Source organism: Nostoc sp. (genome assembly GCF_035638895.1).
In the GTDB taxonomy this organism is placed as follows: domain Bacteria; phylum Cyanobacteriota; class Cyanobacteriia; order Cyanobacteriales; family Nostocaceae; genus Nostoc.
This window is the reverse complement of record NZ_DASQZC010000279.1, coordinates 1-18,621: the sequence shown is the minus strand read 5'-3', so window position 1 is coordinate 18,621 and position 18,621 is coordinate 1. Positions and strand designations below refer to the sequence as shown.

The 18,621-nt window shown below is 41.5% G+C and carries 16 protein-coding genes, 1 tRNA gene, 1 rRNA gene and 1 pseudogene; 11 read left to right on the top strand and 8 right to left on the bottom strand.

Annotated features, from left to right (window positions below; translation table 11 throughout):
• From VE944_RS13455 to VE944_RS13445, 3 genes are all read left to right on the top strand, one after another.
• On the top strand, positions 1-678 hold a 678-nt coding region (locus tag VE944_RS13455), incomplete at its 5' end, for a TIGR03032 family protein (RefSeq protein WP_324977755.1).
• Positions 679-797: 119 nt separating this feature from the next.
• Positions 798-944, top strand: coding sequence for a hypothetical protein (locus VE944_RS13450; protein ID WP_324977754.1), 147 nt, complete (start codon positions 798-800; stop codon positions 942-944).
• A 504-nt stretch (positions 945-1,448) separates the two neighbouring features.
• On the top strand, positions 1,449-1,634 hold the full coding sequence (locus VE944_RS13445) for a hypothetical protein (RefSeq protein WP_118168672.1): 186 nt from the start codon (positions 1,449-1,451) through the stop codon (positions 1,632-1,634).
• A gap of 20 nt (positions 1,635-1,654) precedes the next feature.
• Here the strand turns inward: VE944_RS13445 and VE944_RS13440 are convergent, their stop codons facing one another.
• Positions 1,655-2,947 (bottom strand): dicarboxylate/amino acid:cation symporter, encoded by a 1,293-nt coding sequence (locus tag VE944_RS13440; protein WP_324977751.1) that lies wholly within the window; start codon positions 2,945-2,947, stop codon positions 1,655-1,657.
• A 193-nt stretch (positions 2,948-3,140) separates the two neighbouring features.
• Between VE944_RS13440 and VE944_RS13435 the strand changes: the two genes are divergently transcribed.
• The 7 genes from VE944_RS13435 (at position 3,141) to ftsH3 (ending at position 12,472) form a co-directional block, all read left to right on the top strand.
• Positions 3,141-5,771, top strand: coding sequence for a DNA polymerase III subunit alpha (locus VE944_RS13435; RefSeq protein ID WP_324977749.1), 2,631 nt, complete (start codon positions 3,141-3,143; stop codon positions 5,769-5,771).
• A gap of 91 nt (positions 5,772-5,862) precedes the next feature.
• A complete protein-coding gene (locus VE944_RS13430) occupies positions 5,863-6,492 on the top strand; it encodes an FMN-binding negative transcriptional regulator (protein ID WP_324977747.1) in 630 nt (209 codons plus the stop codon).
• 224 nt (positions 6,493-6,716) lie between these two features.
• The gene (locus tag VE944_RS13425; RefSeq protein ID WP_324977757.1) at positions 6,717-7,937 is read left to right on the top strand and encodes an acetate kinase; all 1,221 of its coding nucleotides are present in this window, start codon (positions 6,717-6,719) and stop codon (positions 7,935-7,937) included.
• A gap of 465 nt (positions 7,938-8,402) precedes the next feature.
• The gene (locus VE944_RS13420) at positions 8,403-9,188 is read left to right on the top strand and encodes a hypothetical protein (protein ID WP_324977745.1); all 786 of its coding nucleotides are present in this window, start codon (positions 8,403-8,405) and stop codon (positions 9,186-9,188) included.
• 97 nt (positions 9,189-9,285) lie between these two features.
• Positions 9,286-9,705 carry a GNAT family N-acetyltransferase gene (locus VE944_RS13415; protein WP_324977744.1) on the top strand — a complete coding sequence of 140 codons (420 nt, stop codon included), beginning with the start codon at positions 9,286-9,288 and terminating at the stop codon, positions 9,703-9,705.
• A 17-nt stretch (positions 9,706-9,722) separates the two neighbouring features.
• Entirely contained in the window at positions 9,723-10,517 is a 795-nt protein-coding gene (locus VE944_RS13410) for an aminotransferase class IV (protein WP_324977742.1), read from the top strand.
• A gap of 113 nt (positions 10,518-10,630) precedes the next feature.
• Positions 10,631-12,472 carry an ATP-dependent zinc metalloprotease FtsH3 gene (ftsH3, locus tag VE944_RS13405; protein WP_190729958.1) on the top strand — a complete coding sequence of 614 codons (1,842 nt, stop codon included), beginning with the start codon at positions 10,631-10,633 and terminating at the stop codon, positions 12,470-12,472.
• Between the two features lie 545 nt (positions 12,473-13,017).
• On the opposite strand, the gene VE944_RS13400 is transcribed toward ftsH3, so the two are convergent.
• The 7 genes and pseudogenes from VE944_RS13400 to rsmA all read right to left on the bottom strand — a co-directional run bounded on the left by VE944_RS13400 (position 13,018) and on the right by rsmA (position 18,037).
• Positions 13,018-13,236: a hypothetical protein gene (locus tag VE944_RS13400; protein WP_190944557.1), complete on the bottom strand. Its 219-nt coding sequence runs from the start codon at positions 13,234-13,236 to the stop codon at positions 13,018-13,020.
• A gap of 396 nt (positions 13,237-13,632) precedes the next feature.
• Positions 13,633-14,157, bottom strand: a pseudogene (locus tag VE944_RS13395) (low temperature requirement protein A); the annotation flags it as partial.
• Positions 14,158-14,206: 49 nt separating this feature from the next.
• Positions 14,207-14,278 (bottom strand) — tRNA-Gly (locus VE944_RS13390).
• A gap of 170 nt (positions 14,279-14,448) precedes the next feature.
• On the bottom strand, positions 14,449-15,066 hold the full coding sequence (locus VE944_RS13385) for a sporulation/spore germination protein (RefSeq protein ID WP_324977738.1): 618 nt from the start codon (positions 15,064-15,066) through the stop codon (positions 14,449-14,451).
• A 671-nt stretch (positions 15,067-15,737) separates the two neighbouring features.
• Entirely contained in the window at positions 15,738-16,067 is a 330-nt protein-coding gene (locus VE944_RS13380) for a DUF3082 domain-containing protein (RefSeq protein WP_324977736.1), read from the bottom strand.
• 84 nt (positions 16,068-16,151) lie between these two features.
• Positions 16,152-17,126, bottom strand: coding sequence for a 4-(cytidine 5'-diphospho)-2-C-methyl-D-erythritol kinase (ispE, locus tag VE944_RS13375; protein WP_324977734.1), 975 nt, complete (start codon positions 17,124-17,126; stop codon positions 16,152-16,154).
• Positions 17,127-17,194: 68 nt separating this feature from the next.
• Positions 17,195-18,037 carry a 16S rRNA (adenine(1518)-N(6)/adenine(1519)-N(6))-dimethyltransferase RsmA gene (rsmA, locus tag VE944_RS13370; protein WP_324977732.1) on the bottom strand — a complete coding sequence of 281 codons (843 nt, stop codon included), beginning with the start codon at positions 18,035-18,037 and terminating at the stop codon, positions 17,195-17,197.
• Positions 18,038-18,481: 444 nt separating this feature from the next.
• Between rsmA and VE944_RS13365 the strand changes: the two genes are divergently transcribed.
• A 16S ribosomal RNA gene (locus VE944_RS13365) occupies positions 18,482-18,621 on the top strand; the annotation flags it as partial.

The following is an 18,621-nucleotide window of genomic DNA, read 5'->3' as shown; positions in this document are numbered from 1 at the left end:
TTATTTAGTTGTTTAGCAACAGTCAGCGAAACCCACAGTTTCGTTCCTCTCTGGCAACCAACCTTTATCAGCAAGCTAGCGGCGGAAGATCGATGTCACCTGAATGGGTTGGCAATGCAGCAAGGAAAACCTAAATATGTTACTGCCGTCAGCCAGTCAGATGTAGCAGAAGGCTGGCGGGAGCATCGGGCAAATGGTGGCTGTGTCATTGACGTAGAAAGCAATGAAATCGTGTTGCAGGGGTTATCTATGCCCCATTCCGCACGCTGGCATCAGGAAAAACTCTGGCTGCTCAACTCAGGCGCGGGAGAGTTTGGCTTTGTCGATTTAAAGCGGGGAGTATTTGAGCCAGTGGCTTTCTGTCCGGGATATCTGCGCGGTTGTGCATTTCATGGCGACTTTGCAGTAGTGGGAATTTCTCAACCCAGGCATAACAAGACCTTTAGCGGCTTGCCCCTAGACGATAAATTGCAACAGAAAAACGTTGAGCCTCGCTGTGGGTTACTAGTGATTGATCTCAGAAGCGGCGATATTGTCCATTCCTTACGAATGAAGGGGGTAGTGCTGGAATTGTACGATGTGGTAGCACTTTTGGGGGTACGTCGTCCAATGGCGATCGGGTTTCGCAGCGACGAAATTCGCCGCGTGGTAACGGTGGGAGCAGATCAAAATTTATAATTTAGAAGGATCAACACCAATGGCACCTAATCCAATAGACATCTCCGAAAAAGAATCTTAACACCTTTATCCTGTCTAAAGGTACTGATATTATTAACGACTTCTGCAAGAGCAACGATTTGATTGGCTTGTCTGGTGGTTTGACCTTCAATCAACTAAGTTTCGTTGGTAGCAACATTATAGTGACTGCTACTGATGAAATTTTGGCAACGCTGACTGGTATTAGTACTACAACGCTCACTGCTGCTAATTTCATTATCCTCTAATATTAAGGTAAGCAAGACTTTGCTCTCCTTTAAAACCAATAATTACTATAGAACCAACCTTATGATCAAATTAACTATAAATTCACAGTTAGTAACAGAAATTACAAGTCTTTTATAAGCTATAATTCGACACCTCAATGCCACACTACCCGATTTTGTAACAAGCTACCGAGTTAAGATTCTGGATGCCGATGCGATCGCTTCTAAAAATCTTTGTAACAGATCAATTGACTGTAGGGGCGTAGATTTGTACGCTCTTAATCAACGCTGTACCACGAATGTTGTGAAATGGTATGACTTGTCACGGGATGGGAAATCAGAAAAATAGTGTGTGCAATTTCAGTATTAAAGCGGAAACAACATAAACTTACTTACTGAAATTCCGCAATTGCCACCAGGACAATTGCAAAAACGCAGTGTAGCCTTTAACTAGAAAAACAGCATCAGGCAATTGTTAAACAAAATGCCAATCACCAATAAACTTTTATAATATTTGTTCTTCTTATGACTCCAAATCCAAAACACACCAAAATTCAATTTCCCCTTTGGCAGTATCTAAATCAGCCTTTATTTAGTCAGGATACTAAATTAGTATTGAATCCCCAACGCTTTGCATTGATCTGGCGTCTTCGACTTCTAGAACGCTGCTGGGCTAAAGAATGTGATGCCAAAGGGCCTCAACAGCATTAGATACCTCAAAAGCGGTAAAACTAAGCCTCGTCTACAGAATGAGGCTTTTTGCCATCAAGTAAAGCACTGACAGTCATATCTCCCATAACATTAATCGCGGTGCGGCAGCGATCCAGAAACCAGTCGATAGTAACTAGCAAAGCAATGTATTGGGTAGGTAAGCCTACAGAAGTAAACACCAGTGTCATCGTTACCAGCCCAGCATTGGGAATATTCGCCGCACCTACAGATGCAAAAATTGAGGTAAGGATGACAATTAACTGCTGTCCCAGACTCAGATGTTGCCCAATTAGTTGGGAAATATACAACGCAGACATTGCTTCATAGAGGGCAGTACCATCATTATTGAAATTTGCCCCTACTAATGCCCCCAAGGCAGCAGAAGATTCCCTTAAACCGACTTTTGTTTGCAAAACCTCAAAGGTTACGGGCATTGCCGCCGCAGAGGAAGAAGTCGAGAAAGCTGTCAAAAAGGCATCAGAACCGCCAGCTAGGAATTTTAGTGGATGTACCCAAGAACCAAATTTTACTCTGGTGAGGTAGTAGCACGCCTGCAATAACAGTGCTAACAGCACCGCCACGATAAATGCACCCAATGATTTAAACGGTGCAAATCCTTGCATAGCAACTGTTTTAGCAACAATCCCAAAGACTGCGAAAGGCACTAAGGCAATTACCCAGTTGAGGACACGGGCTACCGCTTCAAACAAAATCCCGATGACATCCTCTATCGGCTGATATCCTTTTTTCCCTTGGGCAATTTGTTCAGATTTTAATCCCCGCAGAACGATGCCAAAACTCAGGGCAATCACAATTAGTTGAATTACATTATTATCAACTAATGGCTTCAAAACAGCTTCCGGTACAGCATCTTTGAGTATTCCCCAAGGATCAAGACTTTCAGTAGTTACTTCTGTAGTTGTTGAGGTGGCTACATTGCCCCAAGTGCCAGGACGCAGCACATTTGCTACGAGAAGCCCGACTAAAATAGCTACGGTAGTGTTAGTTAAAAGTAGTACTGCTAACCGCCGTCCGGCTGTACCAGGAATATTCGTAGTCATTAAGGTGTGCAGCACCGCTACCAAAATCAAGGGCGTAGCTAGGGCGCGGAGAGCCTTTAGCACCAACTGTGCCGGAATTGCTAAATTGTTGATTAAGGTGGCATTACTTGGATTGGGATTCCCCGCACCAAGGGCAATTCCAACGCTGACTGCGGCTACTAGGGCGATGAGAATTTGCAATGTGAGAGGGATACGCTGCCACCAAGGGCTAGCTTTGGTTTTAGCCGAAGTAGTACTCTCTGTTTGACTCATTAGTTAGATGCTGATGAACTGCTGTAACTATTAAAACAACACTTATGACAGTGAAAATTTCGCAAAAAGAACAGCTTTAATTTTAGGTAAAAACTGTTAATCTAAGATTCCGTTGGTTTGCAAAATCTAGCTCGAAAGGGTACACCACAAGGTAGGCCCCTAGAGATATCTTGGCTTGTGGTTGGAGATGCTTATGTCCTTTGTCCCTTTACATATTCACAGTGACTACAGTCTACTTGATGGAGCAAGTCAGCTACCAGAGTTGGTGGATCAAGCGATCGCACTGGGGATGAAAGCGATCGCTCTTACCGATCATGGTGTCATGTATGGAGCTGTTGAACTGATCAAAATCTGCCGTAGTCAAAATATTAAGCCGATTATCGGCAATGAAATGTATATAATTAACGGCGATATTGAAAAACAAGAACGCCGTCCCAAATATCACCAAGTAGTTTTAGCTAAAAATACTAAAGGTTACAAAAATTTAGTCAAGTTAACTACTATTTCTCACCTCAAAGGTGTTCAAGGTAAAGGAATTTTTTCTCGTCCTTGTATTAATAAAGATTTACTAAAACAATATCATGAAGGCTTGATTGTCACCAGTGCTTGTTTGGGTGGAGAAATTCCCCAAGCGATTCTCAGTAATAGACCAGATGCAGCCCGAAAAGTTGCTCAGTGGTATAAAGATGTATTTGGTGATGATTATTATCTAGAAATTCAAGACCACGGTTCCCAAGAAGACCGGATTGTGAATGTTGAAATTGTCAAAATTGCGCGGGAACTAGGGATTAAAATTGTTGCTACCAATGATTCGCATTTTATCTCTTGTTTTGACGTTGAAGCCCACGACGCTTTGCTATGTATTCAAACTGGCAAGTTAATTATTGAAGATAAGCGGATGCGTTATAGCGGCACAGAGTATCTCAAATCTGGCGAAGAGATGCAGCAGCTATTTCGTGACCATTTGCCGGATGATGTAATTGCCGAAGCGATCGCTACTACTGAAGAAGTAGCCGATAAAGTCGAGCCTTACCATATCATGGGTGAGCCTCAGATTCCTACGCCCCCAATTCCCTCTGGTCATACTGCTGACACTTACGCTGAAGATGTTGCATGGAGTGGACTTTTAGAACGCTTAAATCGCAAATCTCGCAATGAAGTCGATTCCGTCTATAAAGAAAGATTGGAATACGAACTAAAAATGATTCAGCAGATGGGTTTTTCCAAATACTTTTTAGTTGTATGGGACTACATCAAATTTGCTAGAGATAATAACATTCCTGTAGGGCCAGGTCGAGGTTCTGCTGCTGGTTCATTAGTTGCTTATGCAATGCGAATTACTAACATTGACCCTGTGCATCATGGGCTACTATTTGAGCGCTTTTTGAACCCAGAGCGCAAATCCATGCCTGATATTGATACAGATTTTTGTATTGAACAAAGAGATAAAGTTATTGAATACGTAACTGAGAAATATGGTGCAGATAGAGTTGCCCAAATTATTACTTTTAACCGCCTAACTTCTAAAGCCGTTTTGAAAGATGTCGCCAGAGTATTAAATATCCCGTATGGGGAAGCTGACAAAATGGCGAAATTAATTCCTGTGGTGCGGGGGAAACCAACGAAACTCAAGGTGATGGTTTCCGATCAAACCCCAGAACCAGAGTTTAAACAGAAATATGATAAAGAACCCCATGTTCGCCATTGGCTTGATATGGCGATGCGAATTGAAGGAACTAACAAAACTTTTGGTGTTCATGCCGCAGGTGTGGTGATTTCAGACGAACCACTTGATGAGATTGTGCCGCTACAGAAGAATAATGACGGTTCCGTAATTACCCAATATTTCATGGAAGATTTGGAATCAATGGGTTTGTTGAAAATGGATTTTCTGGGTTTACGGAACCTAACGCTAATTCAAAAGACCGTTGATTTGATTCAAGAAACGAGAGGATATCGGGTCGATCCTGATGAAATTCCTCGCCAGGAAAGAAAAGCCCAGAAGATATTAGCCAAAGGTGAACATAGTAGTCTACCTAAAGATGTACAAAAAACTTATGAATTACTAGAAGCAGGTGAGTTAGAAGGGATATTTCAATTAGAATCTTCTGGAATGCGTCAGATTGTGCGAGATTTGAAACCTTCTAATATAGAAGATATTTCTTCAATTTTGGCACTTTATCGACCGGGCCCATTAGATGCAGGACTGATTCCTAAGTTTATTAACCGCAAACATGGTCGAGAAAAGATTGATTATCAACACACCATTTTAGAACCAATATTAGACGAAACCTATGGAATTATGGTCTATCAAGAGCAAATCATGAAAATTGCTCAGGATATGGCAGGATATTCTTTAGGACAAGCTGACTTGCTGCGTCGGGCAATGGGTAAAAAGAAAGTTTCTGAGATGCAAAAGCAGCGAGAAAAATTCGTGGATGGCGCAGCTAAAAATGGTGTTCAAAAAAAAGTTGCGGATGAATTATTTGAGCAAATGTTGAAGTTTGCTGAATATTGTTTAAGCTATGATACGGAAATATTGACAGTAGAATATGGATTGTTGCCGATTGGGGAAATTGTAGAAAAACGCATTGAATGTACTGTGTACAGCGTTGATAATAATGGAAATATTTACACGCAACCGATAGCACAGTGGCACAATCGCGGACAACAAGAGGTGTTTGAATATTCTTTGGAAGATGGTTCATTGATTCGGGCAACAAAAGACCATAAATTTATGACTGTCGATGGTCAAATGTTGCCAATTGATGAAATATTTGAACGAGAATTGGATTTAATGCGGGTAGATGGTTTGCCGAATTGAGAAAAGAGGCGGTGAAAGTTGAGCATTCTCCGCTTGCTATCCGAATGAGAGCTAGAGGACTTTTATGAGTTGAGAGTAACGTTAAATCACCATGTATAGACCAACCGCTTTTCAAGAAGATAATGTTGATAAATTGATCGCCTTTATGAGAGCCAATAGTTTCGCTACGTTGGTATCGATTATAGACGGTGTACCTTATGCTTCACATGTTCCTCTCGTCATTGCAATGCAAGGGGATGCTGTTAAATTAATTGGTCATCTGGCAAAGCAAAATCCTCAATCACAAGCTCTTGGCACTGAGTTGCTTGCTATCTTCACCGGAGCGCACGCTTACATTTCTCCTACCTTGTATGAAAAGTATGAGAGTGTACCTACGTGGAACTATATTGCCGTTCACGCGTATGGTATTCCCAAAGTCATCATGCTCAATGAATCTCCAGAATCAATGAACCAAATGATAAACGAGATGATAGATACCTACGAAGCTGACTATAAATCGCATTGGCACAGTTTATCTGAGGGATTTCGTGAAGGTATGATGAATGGCATTGTGGGATTTGAAATAACTGTTACACGCTTGGAAGGTAAGTATAAGCTTAGTCAAAACCGAAGCCAAGTTGAGCAGCACAATGTGTCAAATACACTGCTACAAAGTTCAGATACGGCTGCTCGTGCCGTCGGTATTGAGATGAAACAAAACCTTGAATCTAATGAGTATTAGTAGACATCTCTGAAAAAGAATATCAAAGTCTTCTGGCTGAAAATCTGCCACTAATCAGGAGGTTGCTGCCTCATAGAAAATCTGTGAGCGATCGCTTTAAAAAATGATTCAATAAAATTTTAGCGATGGAAGCGCAACTTTGCTACATATTATGCCTGTAGGGTAGAAGCATAAAGTTACACTTGCTGACATGATCAAAAAAGGTCATGTTTTTATGTTGTCGTATGAAAATATTGGTGCTGAATGCCGGATCAAGCAGCCAAAAGAGTTGTCTGTATGAGATTGCAGATGAGGCTTTCTCCACCCAAGCAGCCCAACCTCTTTGGGAAGGGAAAATCAACTGGACTCAAGATCGGGGTGTAGCAGAAATTGAAGTGAAAACTGGTACGGGTGCAACACTGCAAAAATTAATCTCTGGTGATTCCCCACAGGTACACCTCAGTTATATGCTCAATACACTTAGTGATGGTGATACCAAAGTAATTGATCAGTTGTCAGAAATTGATGTGGTGGGGCATCGCATAGTACATGGTGGAGAGGATTATCGAGATAGTGTGATAATTACTGAGGATGTTAAAAAGGCGATCGCTCGTTCATCTAACCTAGCTCCAGCACATAATCCAGCCGCTTTGTCAGGCATAGAAGCAATTGAAAAAATCTTAAAAGATGTCACCCAAATAGCTGTATTTGATACCGGATTTCATGCCACCCTACCCGATGCAGCAGCAATCTATCCCGGCCCTTATGAGTGGGTAGAACAAGGAATCCGTCGCTATGGGTTTCATGGTATCAGTCACCAATACTGTTCTCAACGTGCTGCCCAAATTCTTGGTCAAGATGTTCCCCCTGAGCGGTTAATTACCTGTCATCTAGGCAATGGCTGCTCTTTGGCGGCAATTAAAAACGGTCGCAGCATTGATACCACAATGGGATTCACGCCCGTAGAAGGATTGATGATGGGTAGTCGTTCTGGTTCAATTGATCCGGGGATTTTGATTTATCTGTTGCGTTACTGCAATTATTCCGTCGAAAAGTTGGATCATGTATTAAATAAAGCTTCTGGGTTAAAAGGAATTTCGGGTGTATCTAGCGATATGCGTGAAGTGAGAGAAGCGATTGCTCAAGGTAATTCCCGCGCTCAACTGGCATGGGATATCTATGTACATCGCCTACGTTCTGGTATAGGTGCAATGCTTACTAGTTTAGGCGGATTAGATGCTTTAGTATTCACAGCAGGCGTAGGCGAACACTCTGCGGAAATTCGCCAAGCCGCCTGTGAAGCTTTTGGTTTTTTGGGATTAAAAATAGACCTTGAAAAAAATCAGCAGCAGGCTGTTGATGAGGATATTGCCACACCCGATTCAGCAGTACGGGTATTAGTTATTCATACTCAAGAAGATTGGGCGATCGCTGGGCAATGTTGGCAGATTCATTCTCGCGTTTAAATTCACTTGCTCTCAGACCTTTTTAAATTCTGAATTGTTAAATACTCATCATTGCAGTAACCCACGTATGATGAGCTTCCCAACTCGTGGCTTTATAAAACTTAAAATGTACTCGCCAAGTTTTGGTTCGATCAGCGACATAAACGGCAATAATTCGGGCTTCTTGGAATATTTCGCAATCCCATGAAAAATCCATACAACTTTTCCACGCTTTTTTGTAAATTCTGCGCTACGGTACTTAAAAATAAAGTATAATTTAGCACTAAAAATTTATATATAGTTTGCCGATCTACCTGTTTTCGGTTTTTCTTGAGGAAAGATAGGCTTATTTACTCTTACTTGGTCTTTACTGAAGGGTAGGGTAGCGCCTTGATGTATGCTCTCCTGTGATTATATGGCTGAGTAATTTTACAAGAAGTATATTGTATACAATAAGTTGCTTATACCTGGGAAGACAAGATAAATATGTTGTTGTCACTGAAAGCCATTGCTACACCTTTTATAATTTCTGTGTGTATTTTAGGAGTTGGCTTGATTCAATTTCCTCAATTGCAAAAAATAATAAATAGCAAGCAATCTGCGTCTTTAGAAACTTTAGAAAAAGAAATACAATCTGAAAATATCCGTCTCAATTTTCTCAAAAGAATGCCTACTTTTGGTTATAATAATTTCATTGCAGATTTGGTATATCTCAATTTTCTCCAATATTTCGGAGATGATGAAGTTCGAGATAAAACAGGTTACAGTTTAAGTCCAGAGTATTTTGAAATCATCCTAGAACGTGACCCACGATTTTTAGCAGCGTATCGCGGTCTTTCTATTAGTACTTCATTGTATGCTGCTATGCCAGAACGTGCGATCGCATTATCAGAGAAAGGCTTAAAACTACTATCTCCTTCAGTTCCCGAAAAGTCTTATTATATATGGCGTTATAAAGGAGTTGATGAGTTATTATTTTTAGGAAACGCTCAAGCTGCCCAACAGTCTTTTGCAACGGCAGCAAACTGGGCTAGTAACTTTTCAGATTCAGAGAGTCAGATGATTGCTCATAGTTCTCAAAAAACTGCTGAATTTCTGGGTCGAAATCCCAACAGCAAATATGCTCAAATTTCTACATGGTCAATGGTTTTAAGTAATCAAGTTGATGAAAGAACTCAAAAACGTGCAATTAGGGAAATTGAAGCTTTGGGAGGAAAAGTTATTACAACTACTGAAGGAACTCACAAAATTCTATTCCCCCCAAAAGATTAAATTATTAGTTATAACAGGTTGCTGCAAGTGTAGTAGCAAATTATATTCGCCCAATCGGGTTCAAATTTACCATACATGATTGAGTAGGTTAACACTCATGTCAATACAATTGGCAGAATCTGACTTTCAAATATTAGGGTGTTTTCCTGTTATGTCCCAGTTGCGCCCTCACCTTGAGGAGGCTAAGTTTGTAGAACAAGTTCGATATCAAATGAAAGAAAGATATCAACTTGCATTCTTGAAAATAGAGGAGCAAACTCTGGCAGTGGCTGGATTTCGCATTTCTAGTTGTTTAGCATCGGGAAAGTTTTTATACATTGATGATTTAGTTGTTGATGAGTTTAATCGGTCACATAGCTATGGTCAACAGTTATTTCAGTGGACAATTGAATATGCAAGAAATCATGAGTGTAAACACCTGAGTCTTGATTCTGGTGTTCACCGATTTGCAGCCCACAGGTTTTATCTCATGCAGCGTATGAGCATTACAAGTCATCACTTTTCAATAGAGTTGTAGCAACAAGCAATTTGGTTGTGACAAATAATATTTTTTGGTATGACGGTAAATTAATTCACTCCCAAACCCTAGAATTAAACATTAATGATCCGGGTTTACTTTATGGGGCAACTGTTTTTACAACATTGCGGGTTTATCAGAACTCACTAAATAGTAATTTAACTAATTGGCAAGCACACTGCGATCGCTTACTTTTCTCATTACAATCTTTTGGTTGGCAACAACCAGATTGGAACCGTCTACGTCAAGGCGCCCAAATTATCCTCAGACACTTCCCCGTTCTCAGAATTACCCTCTTTCCCGATGGACGGGAGTGGATAACTGGCAGATTATTACCACAAAATTTGACAGAAAAACAAAATAATGGTATATACTGCGCTGTTGCCAGTTTGGAATTTTATCGCTCTCTCCCCTCTCATAAAACTGGAAACTATTTGAGTGCTTGGTTGGCAAAAACTAGTTTAGATGCTCAAGAAGCAATATTAGTTGATGCTCAAGCAAATTGGCTAGAAACTAGCACAGGCAACCTTTGGGGATGGCGCGATCGCAGTTGGTACACGCCACCAATAAAGGCCGGAATTTTGCCGGGAATTGTGCGATCGCAACTTGTAAACTGGTTGAAAAACCACCAGATGCCAGTGCAGGAAGAACCTTGGAGCGTGGAGTTAGTGCAGGGGTTTGAAGCGATCGCCTACACTAATAGTGTGGTAGAAATTATTCCCATTCATACCGTTCATCAGCCTTCAGGGTCGCTACAATATAATCCCTACCATCAAAGTTTTCAGCTAATAAGGGAGCTTTTTTTAGCATGACAACCACGCCAAATTTGTTATATCTTAAGATAAGTTAACATAATTCTTAATAATCACCTTTCCGAGCAGAGAAGCTAGGCGATTGCGCGAAAAATACCGGAGGATAGACCTTAGTGAATAAAAGATGGAGAAATGCAGGGCTGTACGCGCTGCTGTTTATTGTCGTAATTGCGCTGGGAACAGCATTTTTTGACAAACAACCCCAAAGTAGAGAGACATGGCGATACAGTCGCTTTATTCAAGAAGTTCAGCAAGGCAGAGTAGAAAAAGTTAGTTTGAGTGCAGACCGCTCTACAGCACTGGTTACACCCAAATATGACCCAGCTAAACGGATTGTTACCTTAGTCAACGATCCAGACTTGATCAATACTTTGACTTCTAAAGGCGTTGATATTTCTGTTTTGCCCCAAACCGACGAAGGATTTTGGTTTAAGGCACTAAGCAGCTTATTTTTTCCTGTATTGCTTTTGGTTGGCTTATTCTTCTTGCTACGTCGCGCTCAAAGTGGCCCAGGTAGCCAAGCGATGAACTTTGGCAAATCCAAAGCTAGAGTCCAAATGGAACCACAAACTCAGGTAACATTTGGCGATGTAGCTGGTATTGACCAAGCCAAGTTGGAATTAAACGAAGTTGTAGACTTTCTGAAAAACGCCGATCGCTTTACCGCCGTTGGTGCAAAAATTCCTAAAGGTGTACTGTTAGTTGGCCCTCCTGGTACAGGTAAAACCCTCCTAGCTCGTGCCGTAGCTGGTGAAGCAGGTGTACCCTTCTTCTCCATCTCCGGTTCAGAATTTGTGGAAATGTTCGTTGGTGTGGGTGCATCCCGCGTCCGCGATTTATTTGAACAAGCTAAGACCAATGCTCCTTGTATCGTCTTCATCGATGAAATTGACGCCGTAGGTCGTCAACGGGGTGCAGGTTTAGGTGGTGGTAACGATGAGCGGGAACAAACCCTCAACCAGTTGCTCACAGAAATGGATGGCTTTGAAGGTAACACTGGCATTATCATTATTGCCGCTACCAACCGTCCTGATGTCCTAGATGCAGCCCTATTGCGTCCTGGTCGCTTTGACCGTCAAGTTGTGGTAGACCGTCCCGACTATGCCGGACGCAGCGAAATTCTCAAGGTTCACGCCCGTGGCAAGACCTTGGCGAAAGATGTGGACTTGGATAAAATTGCCCGTCGTACTCCTGGATTCACTGGTGCAGATTTATCCAACCTGCTCAATGAAGCCGCAATTCTAGCAGCACGCCGGAATTTGACGGAAATTTCGATGGATGAAATCAACGACGCGATTGATCGCGTATTAGCTGGCCCAGAGAAGAAAGACCGGGTAATGAGCGAAAAGCGCAAAACCTTGGTAGCTTATCATGAAGCTGGTCACGCCTTAGTTGGTGCTTTGATGCCAGACTACGATCCTGTGCAGAAGATTAGCATCATTCCTCGCGGTCGTGCAGGTGGTTTAACTTGGTTTACCCCCAGCGAAGACCGGATGGACACCGGTTTATACAGCCGTGCTTATCTGGAAAATCAGATGGCTGTGGCTTTGGGTGGTCGGATTGCTGAAGAATTAATCTTTGGTGAAGAAGAAGTTACCACTGGTGCTTCTAACGACTTACAACAAGTAGCACGGGTTGCCCGTCAGATGATTACCCGATTTGGCATGAGCGATCGCTTAGGCCCAGTTGCTCTTGGTCGTCAACAAGGTAATATGTTCCTCGGACGAGATATTATGTCAGAGCGCGATTTTTCTGAAGAAACCGCCGCTGCCATTGATGAAGAAGTCCGCAAACTTGTAGATGTTGCCTATACACGCGCTAAAGAAGTGTTAGTGGGCAACCGCCACATTTTAGATCAAATCGCCCAAATGCTGGTTGATAAAGAAACAGTAGACGCTGAAGAGTTGCAAGAAATTCTGTCGAATAACGATGTGACAACCGCTGCGTTTGCCTAATTTAATCAGAAGTGATGAGTTAAAAATAATTTTTAACTCCTACTTTTAAAATTTGGGGTAATTCTGAGATTTTCCAGAGTTGCCCCATTTTTCAATGGCAAAAGCCCGACCATGAAGACCGGGCTTTTAATCCAAAATGGGGTTATATTCCCCGAAGGTTAGTTATAGAGTTTCAGTATAAATCGGTAGTCTGATAGATACTACCAGATGAGCATAATCAATTCCAGAAAATTAGAAAAATTTTTGTAGATACACCAAAATCACTGTAATGGTATAACCAGCAAGTACGATGTTTATTAACCCCGGAAGAAGATGCCCAAATACTGGCACAAAAGTTGCCCTAACTCGGTATAGCTACTGATTCTCTTTCGTGAGAACTAGAAATCAGAGTAATTCCGAGATTTTACAAATCACCCTAATTATGAGCAATGCTAAAAAATCTATGCATTCCGTATTGCACCCCTCATGGCATTCAAAGAGATAACTTTCTGAATCTTTATAAAACTAGCGTAAACAGCAGCTGGATACTCAACCAATTGCCGACCTTAAATTCTAGAAGTCGGTTTCAAAAATAGCCACGCTACAAAGAACGTAGCCGCTGTGAATAGTTGCGTCAAATCTAAAGCAGATAAATAGCCATCCGCAAATGAAGCAATGCTGCGATCAGTAATGCCAAATACCCAAGATGACAATCCAAACAGCCAAATCCCATTCTTGAGATTTCCGACGAATTCCTTAGAGTCTGATGGTTTCTGGTCTTTCATTATCTTCTGTTTCGTAGGTGAAAAACTTAGTGATTGATGCGAAATACCTGCCATTAAGAATTTTTTCTGACTCCTGATGCTAAATTTACACTTCCTATTACTAATATTAATAAATATTTCACCTACTTGACTTCACTACCCAAAGGTACATCTCCTAATCTTGACATTCCTCCTTTGGCTCTGTAACCTCTGATAGACGGCAATACATTGAGTTCTAAGCTTTACAACATCGGGCTAGAATGCTGAAATTAAATTATTTTTAAAAAACTATATAAAGATTCACTGATATATAAATTAAAATACTCCATAGTATAGATGCGTTTTAGAAAACTTCTTGTAATTGAATTACGCGGATATGTTTTAGTGGCGCACAAATGTGCGCCACTGTGCCACGAGCTAGATTTCTGGATCAACCAAGCGCGTAGTGGGGCGACTCTGATACAAATCTTGAACTACTTGCCCAGCAGAAACTACGGCTACAAGGCCAATGACTGCGACAGGTAATAAACCTTTGCCAAAGATAGCGATCGCTAGCAGCAAAACTGCACCCCCAAGCCTATACTGGGAACGGATTTTGCAATAACAAATCACACCAAATCTGTGAATAATACTGACAGCTAGAGAACATAATGCTACTGAACCACAGATGAGCGATCGCTGGGAATCGGGTAGTGCTAAAGTTGGCTTACTCAACAATATTTGTTCTCCACCGACTCCAGCAGCCGTAATCCCAATCACTAGGGGTAAATGGGTGTAGAGCCAGAGATTAACAACACCAACTTTTCCATGTGTCCGTGCTATCTCAATAGGTTTACCACCCAAGTTATCAAAATAAACCCACCACCAGCTAAAGGCGATAATTAGACCAAACACGGCGGAAATGACGGTTAAAACATCCCATTTCTGCTCAGAAACACCATCAGAAGCAATCACATAATTAGCTTAGGTTCTGATGTATATCTGATTTTAAAGCGGGCGATGGGACTCGAACCCACGACGTTCACCATGGGAAGGTGACATTCTACCACTGAATTACACCCGCGAATTGCTGCCATAAACTTAAGGATAAAATCAATAATATCACTATTTATAACTGTTTCAAACTGACTAAAACATGCACTGTTTTGGGAACTGCTGATGCATCAATCCTGTGGCTGTTCAAATGGGAAAAACTTTTAGCTAGCTGATGAGGGTATTGACTACCATCTTTAACTAAAGAACAATGTCTTCACCTCGCTCGGTGAAGCGAACCTCTTTAATATTCCATTGAGCATTACTAGTTAGGGTTTTGCGGAGACTGCCAAACAAAGCAAACTGTTCACAACTAGAAAGAGAAGCTATTTGTCGCTTTGAATCAGGGGATATTCGCAAATCAACTGTAGCAATGCCATTTTTGATGTTGACACGATACCCAGACAAACTAAAGTCGCTTGTATCTCGCTTTTTTAAAATTTTGCTTACTACATTTGTTACTGGTTCTTCAGCTGGTACTGAAATCTTTTGTGGAATGAGTTCTTGACATTGGGTATCACTTGTATACATCGTAACGTTAGTAGTTTTGCTAGTGGCAGCTTTAGGAGTTGATGAGGAAGGCGTATTTTCCTTAGGAAGTTCCTGATTAGGAGATTTTTCTCTTAATTGAGCTACGCTAGGAATTTGGCTGGGAGTCTTAGACGATGCCCTATTCGTCGGTGTTGTGGTAAGGGATGGCGTTCCACTGTCAATATTACGAGCGGTAGGGTTAGAACTACAACTGCTGAGGCTGACAATAATTGTCAAAAAAATAAATGGTAAATAATATCTCTTGGTTATGCTTATAATTTTGCTCATAAGTGATGTTGCTGCTATCAACTTCAGTGTAGCTGGTATCAATTCCACATAAATTTGTGAATATTGAGCCAGTTTATAAAGTGTCAACCCGAAATCTATTCAAGTCGAGGGCTATACCATACACCAAAATTACAACATCTGCTGTTTAAAGAGTGATCTCTGACAACAAGCCGCTTTGCGTCTACGCCAATTCCAAAAAGCTTAAGCAGAATAAGCAGAGGTACAGGAAACAAAAATATATTGATCATTACAGCACTTCCGCCTGCTATGAGGTACGCACACAGTCTCAAAAGTTAGGATAGGAAAGGGATGTGGGTAAAATTGTGCCTCATAATAGCCGGAAGTGCTGTATGGTTTATCTATCAAAAAATAGCTGTAAGTTTCAGCAGATGATTATCTTACCTAAATCCTCTACTATAGAGGATTTTCTCAGAACGATCGCTGTCCGATAAAAAATTAAGTTTTCTTAAAGTACTGGTACGCTACTAACTCTTATCAAATCGCCTAATCACTACCTTCATTGTTTAACTCTGAATCTATTTTTCTATCTGTTCCCCAACTACAAGCTATTTTCGACTTCAGCCTTTCAGAAACGCGAAGCTACAATTGCTTAAAAATCGTGATCCGTTAGAAAAACTTGCGTTTTTAAGTTGCTGATTAAAAGTAAATTACTAGTTTTCACTACTTCTCTGCTTGCTCAACTCCTGTACTAATAATTGCACCCCTAAAGCCAACAAACCAATTGCTACTATACCAAATATCCCGCTTCCCAGAGCAACTACACCAACAACCAGAGTCCTAACAGCAGAAGAAATCCTAATTACTAATGGATTAATTGAATGGAGAGGTTTAGTAGCAAAATTTGTAGCGATCGCAATCATCAGCGAATACATTGCGTATCCCATTCCTCCAGAAATCACCGCCCCAATTAAACAGCGTAAAGGACTTGCTGTCGCCTGTATTTTAGTATCCGTTTGTGGCGTTAAATTTTGGTCACTCATACGATTTTGTATTTTAAATTTTGGATTGGGCCATTAAGAATAATTCTTGTCTATCCCCTATGCTTCATCAACGAAAAAAATTATTTAAACAGACGATGCAACTTTAATACCATGTGTGATTGTCCGAGTTACAAACAATTCTAAGTCCTCATCAAGAATTGATTCTCTCACTTTTAGCAAAACTAGTTCTGCCTGCTGTTGAGACTCAAAAAGAGCAAATACTGTTGGCCCAGAGCCAGACATCATTGTTCCTAAAACGCCTTCTTGATTTGCAAAAACTTCTCGCAGTTGCAAGACTTGGGGATAGGCTGGCAACACCACGCGCTCTAAATCATTATGCAGTTTTTGGGCAATTTCTTCCGCATCTTTATCCACGATAGCTTTTACTATTGCTCCAGAATGAACTGCATTAGCACGCGCTGCCAAATTGTCGGTATCTCTAATATAAGAATAACCAAACTGCTCTCGATAGGTTTTGTATGCCCAAGCGGTGGAAACTTCCAGGCTGCGGTATTTTGCCAACACTATATAAATATTATCCAAACTTGGCAGAGGAGAAAGTTGCTCACCTCTACCTGTTGCGATCACAGTTCCACCCGCTACACAAAACGGCACATCTGAACCAAGTGTACCTCCCAACTCCTCTAATTCGGACTGAGTTAGCCCCAACTTCCACAGTAAATCTATTCCTACCAAGACAGCTGCTGCATTCGTAGAACCCCCAGCCAACCCAGCAGCTACAGGAATCTGTTTATTAACGGTAATTTCCACACCCCCATATTTAGCAAAGGCTTCGGGAAATTGCCTCACCATTAATTCTGCTGCCCGGTATGCTAGATTACTGTTATTTGCTGGTACTTGTGGGTGGTTGCAGTGAACACGGATGTTGTCAGTGCTAATGGAACGCACATCAACTTGATCAGCAAGACCAATACTTTGAAGTATCATGGCTAACTCGTGATAACCATCGGGGCGTTGGCGTAGCCCGCCGGAGGCATCGCCAATGATTTCCAGATATAAGTTAATTTTGGCAGGGGCGATTAGGCTGTAGGAATGCATTTTCTGGGAATGGGGAATGGAGAATGGGGAATGGGGAATCGAGAATGGGAAAAAACTTGCCTTGTCCCCTACTCCCTACTCCCTACTCCCAATTCGTTTGCTAGAATTACCCATTGCTGAACACCGAGGTCTTCGGCTCTAGCTTGGGGATTTATTTTTAATTGTTCCAGTAAGTGGCTCAGGCGATCGCGTTCTATAACTGATTGCAAATTATTTCGTAACATTTTGCGCTTGGAACCAAACCCCAACTTTAAGAAATTCTCTAACTGTCGAGGATTAAGGGCTGGTATTTCTATTGTTCGGGGGCGCAATCGCACCACTGCTGAATCGACTTTTGGCGGTGGATGGAATGCGGCCGCTGGAACTGTGCAGATTAACTCACACTCAGCTAAATACTGTACCCGCACGCTCAACGCGCCAAAGGTCTTTGATCCTGGTTTAGCATACAACCTTTCTGCGACTTCTTTTTGTACCAGCAACACTATAGAGTCAAATGGTTCAGGGTTGGGGTTAGCGATCGTACCCAGTAGTTTCTCAATGATTGGCCCTGTAATGTTGTAGGGAATGTTGGCTACTACCTTATTAGGCTTTTGAAAATTTGGAAAGGCTGCCAAATAAGATGGTAAATCTAGAGTGAGAAAATCACCTTGTAGCAGTAAAAAATTTTCAGTCTTACCAAGCTGCTTTGACAACAGTTGGCATAAGTCGCGGTCTATTTCAACTGCAACCAGAGATTGCACTAAGGGTAATAAACGACGAGTCAGAATCCCGGTTCCGGGACCAATTTCCAAGATGCGATCGCCTTTGGCGGAGCGATCGCTTTCTGTACACTCTGCTGCTTTAATAATTGCGTCGAGCGCCTTTTCACTTTTGAGCCAATGTTGAGCAAAGACCTTACGCGGTCGGATCATCTGTATTTATTGCCTAGTCTAGTTTTTAGCTTTTTCTCAAAAACTCATTATAAATTTTGAAGTCCCTCTACAGCGCTAGACTCACTGTAACGCCAATCTTTATCTTCATTTACACGGTCAGTTTAGCCACTTTGTTTTCGCCTCCCTCGCCTTGCTTAAGCCATCCACCTGAAAGTACTGCCAGTCAAGCGATTGGTCATTTTTAGAAAAAAAATAAATTTACCCCTTGACAAACTAGGGGATGACTAGTTATTCTAGTTAAGTCGGGAAGCGAAAGAACGCAAACGACTGCTGAACCTGAAAAACATAATACTTTGAAAGCTTAAGAAAAAACCAATCCTCGTCAAAAGATTTTATTTTTGGGATTTACCAAAAAAAATAATCGAAATTACAGATAGGATTCCGGGAAATATTTTTTTCGGAGCCACAAACTCGAAACACAACAAAACGGAGAGTTTGATCCTGGCTCAGGATGAACGCTGGCGGTATGCTTAACACATGCAAGTCGAACGGTGCTTTAGGGCACAGTGGCGGACGGGTGAGTAACGCGTGAGAATCTGGCTTCAGGTCTGGGACAACCACTG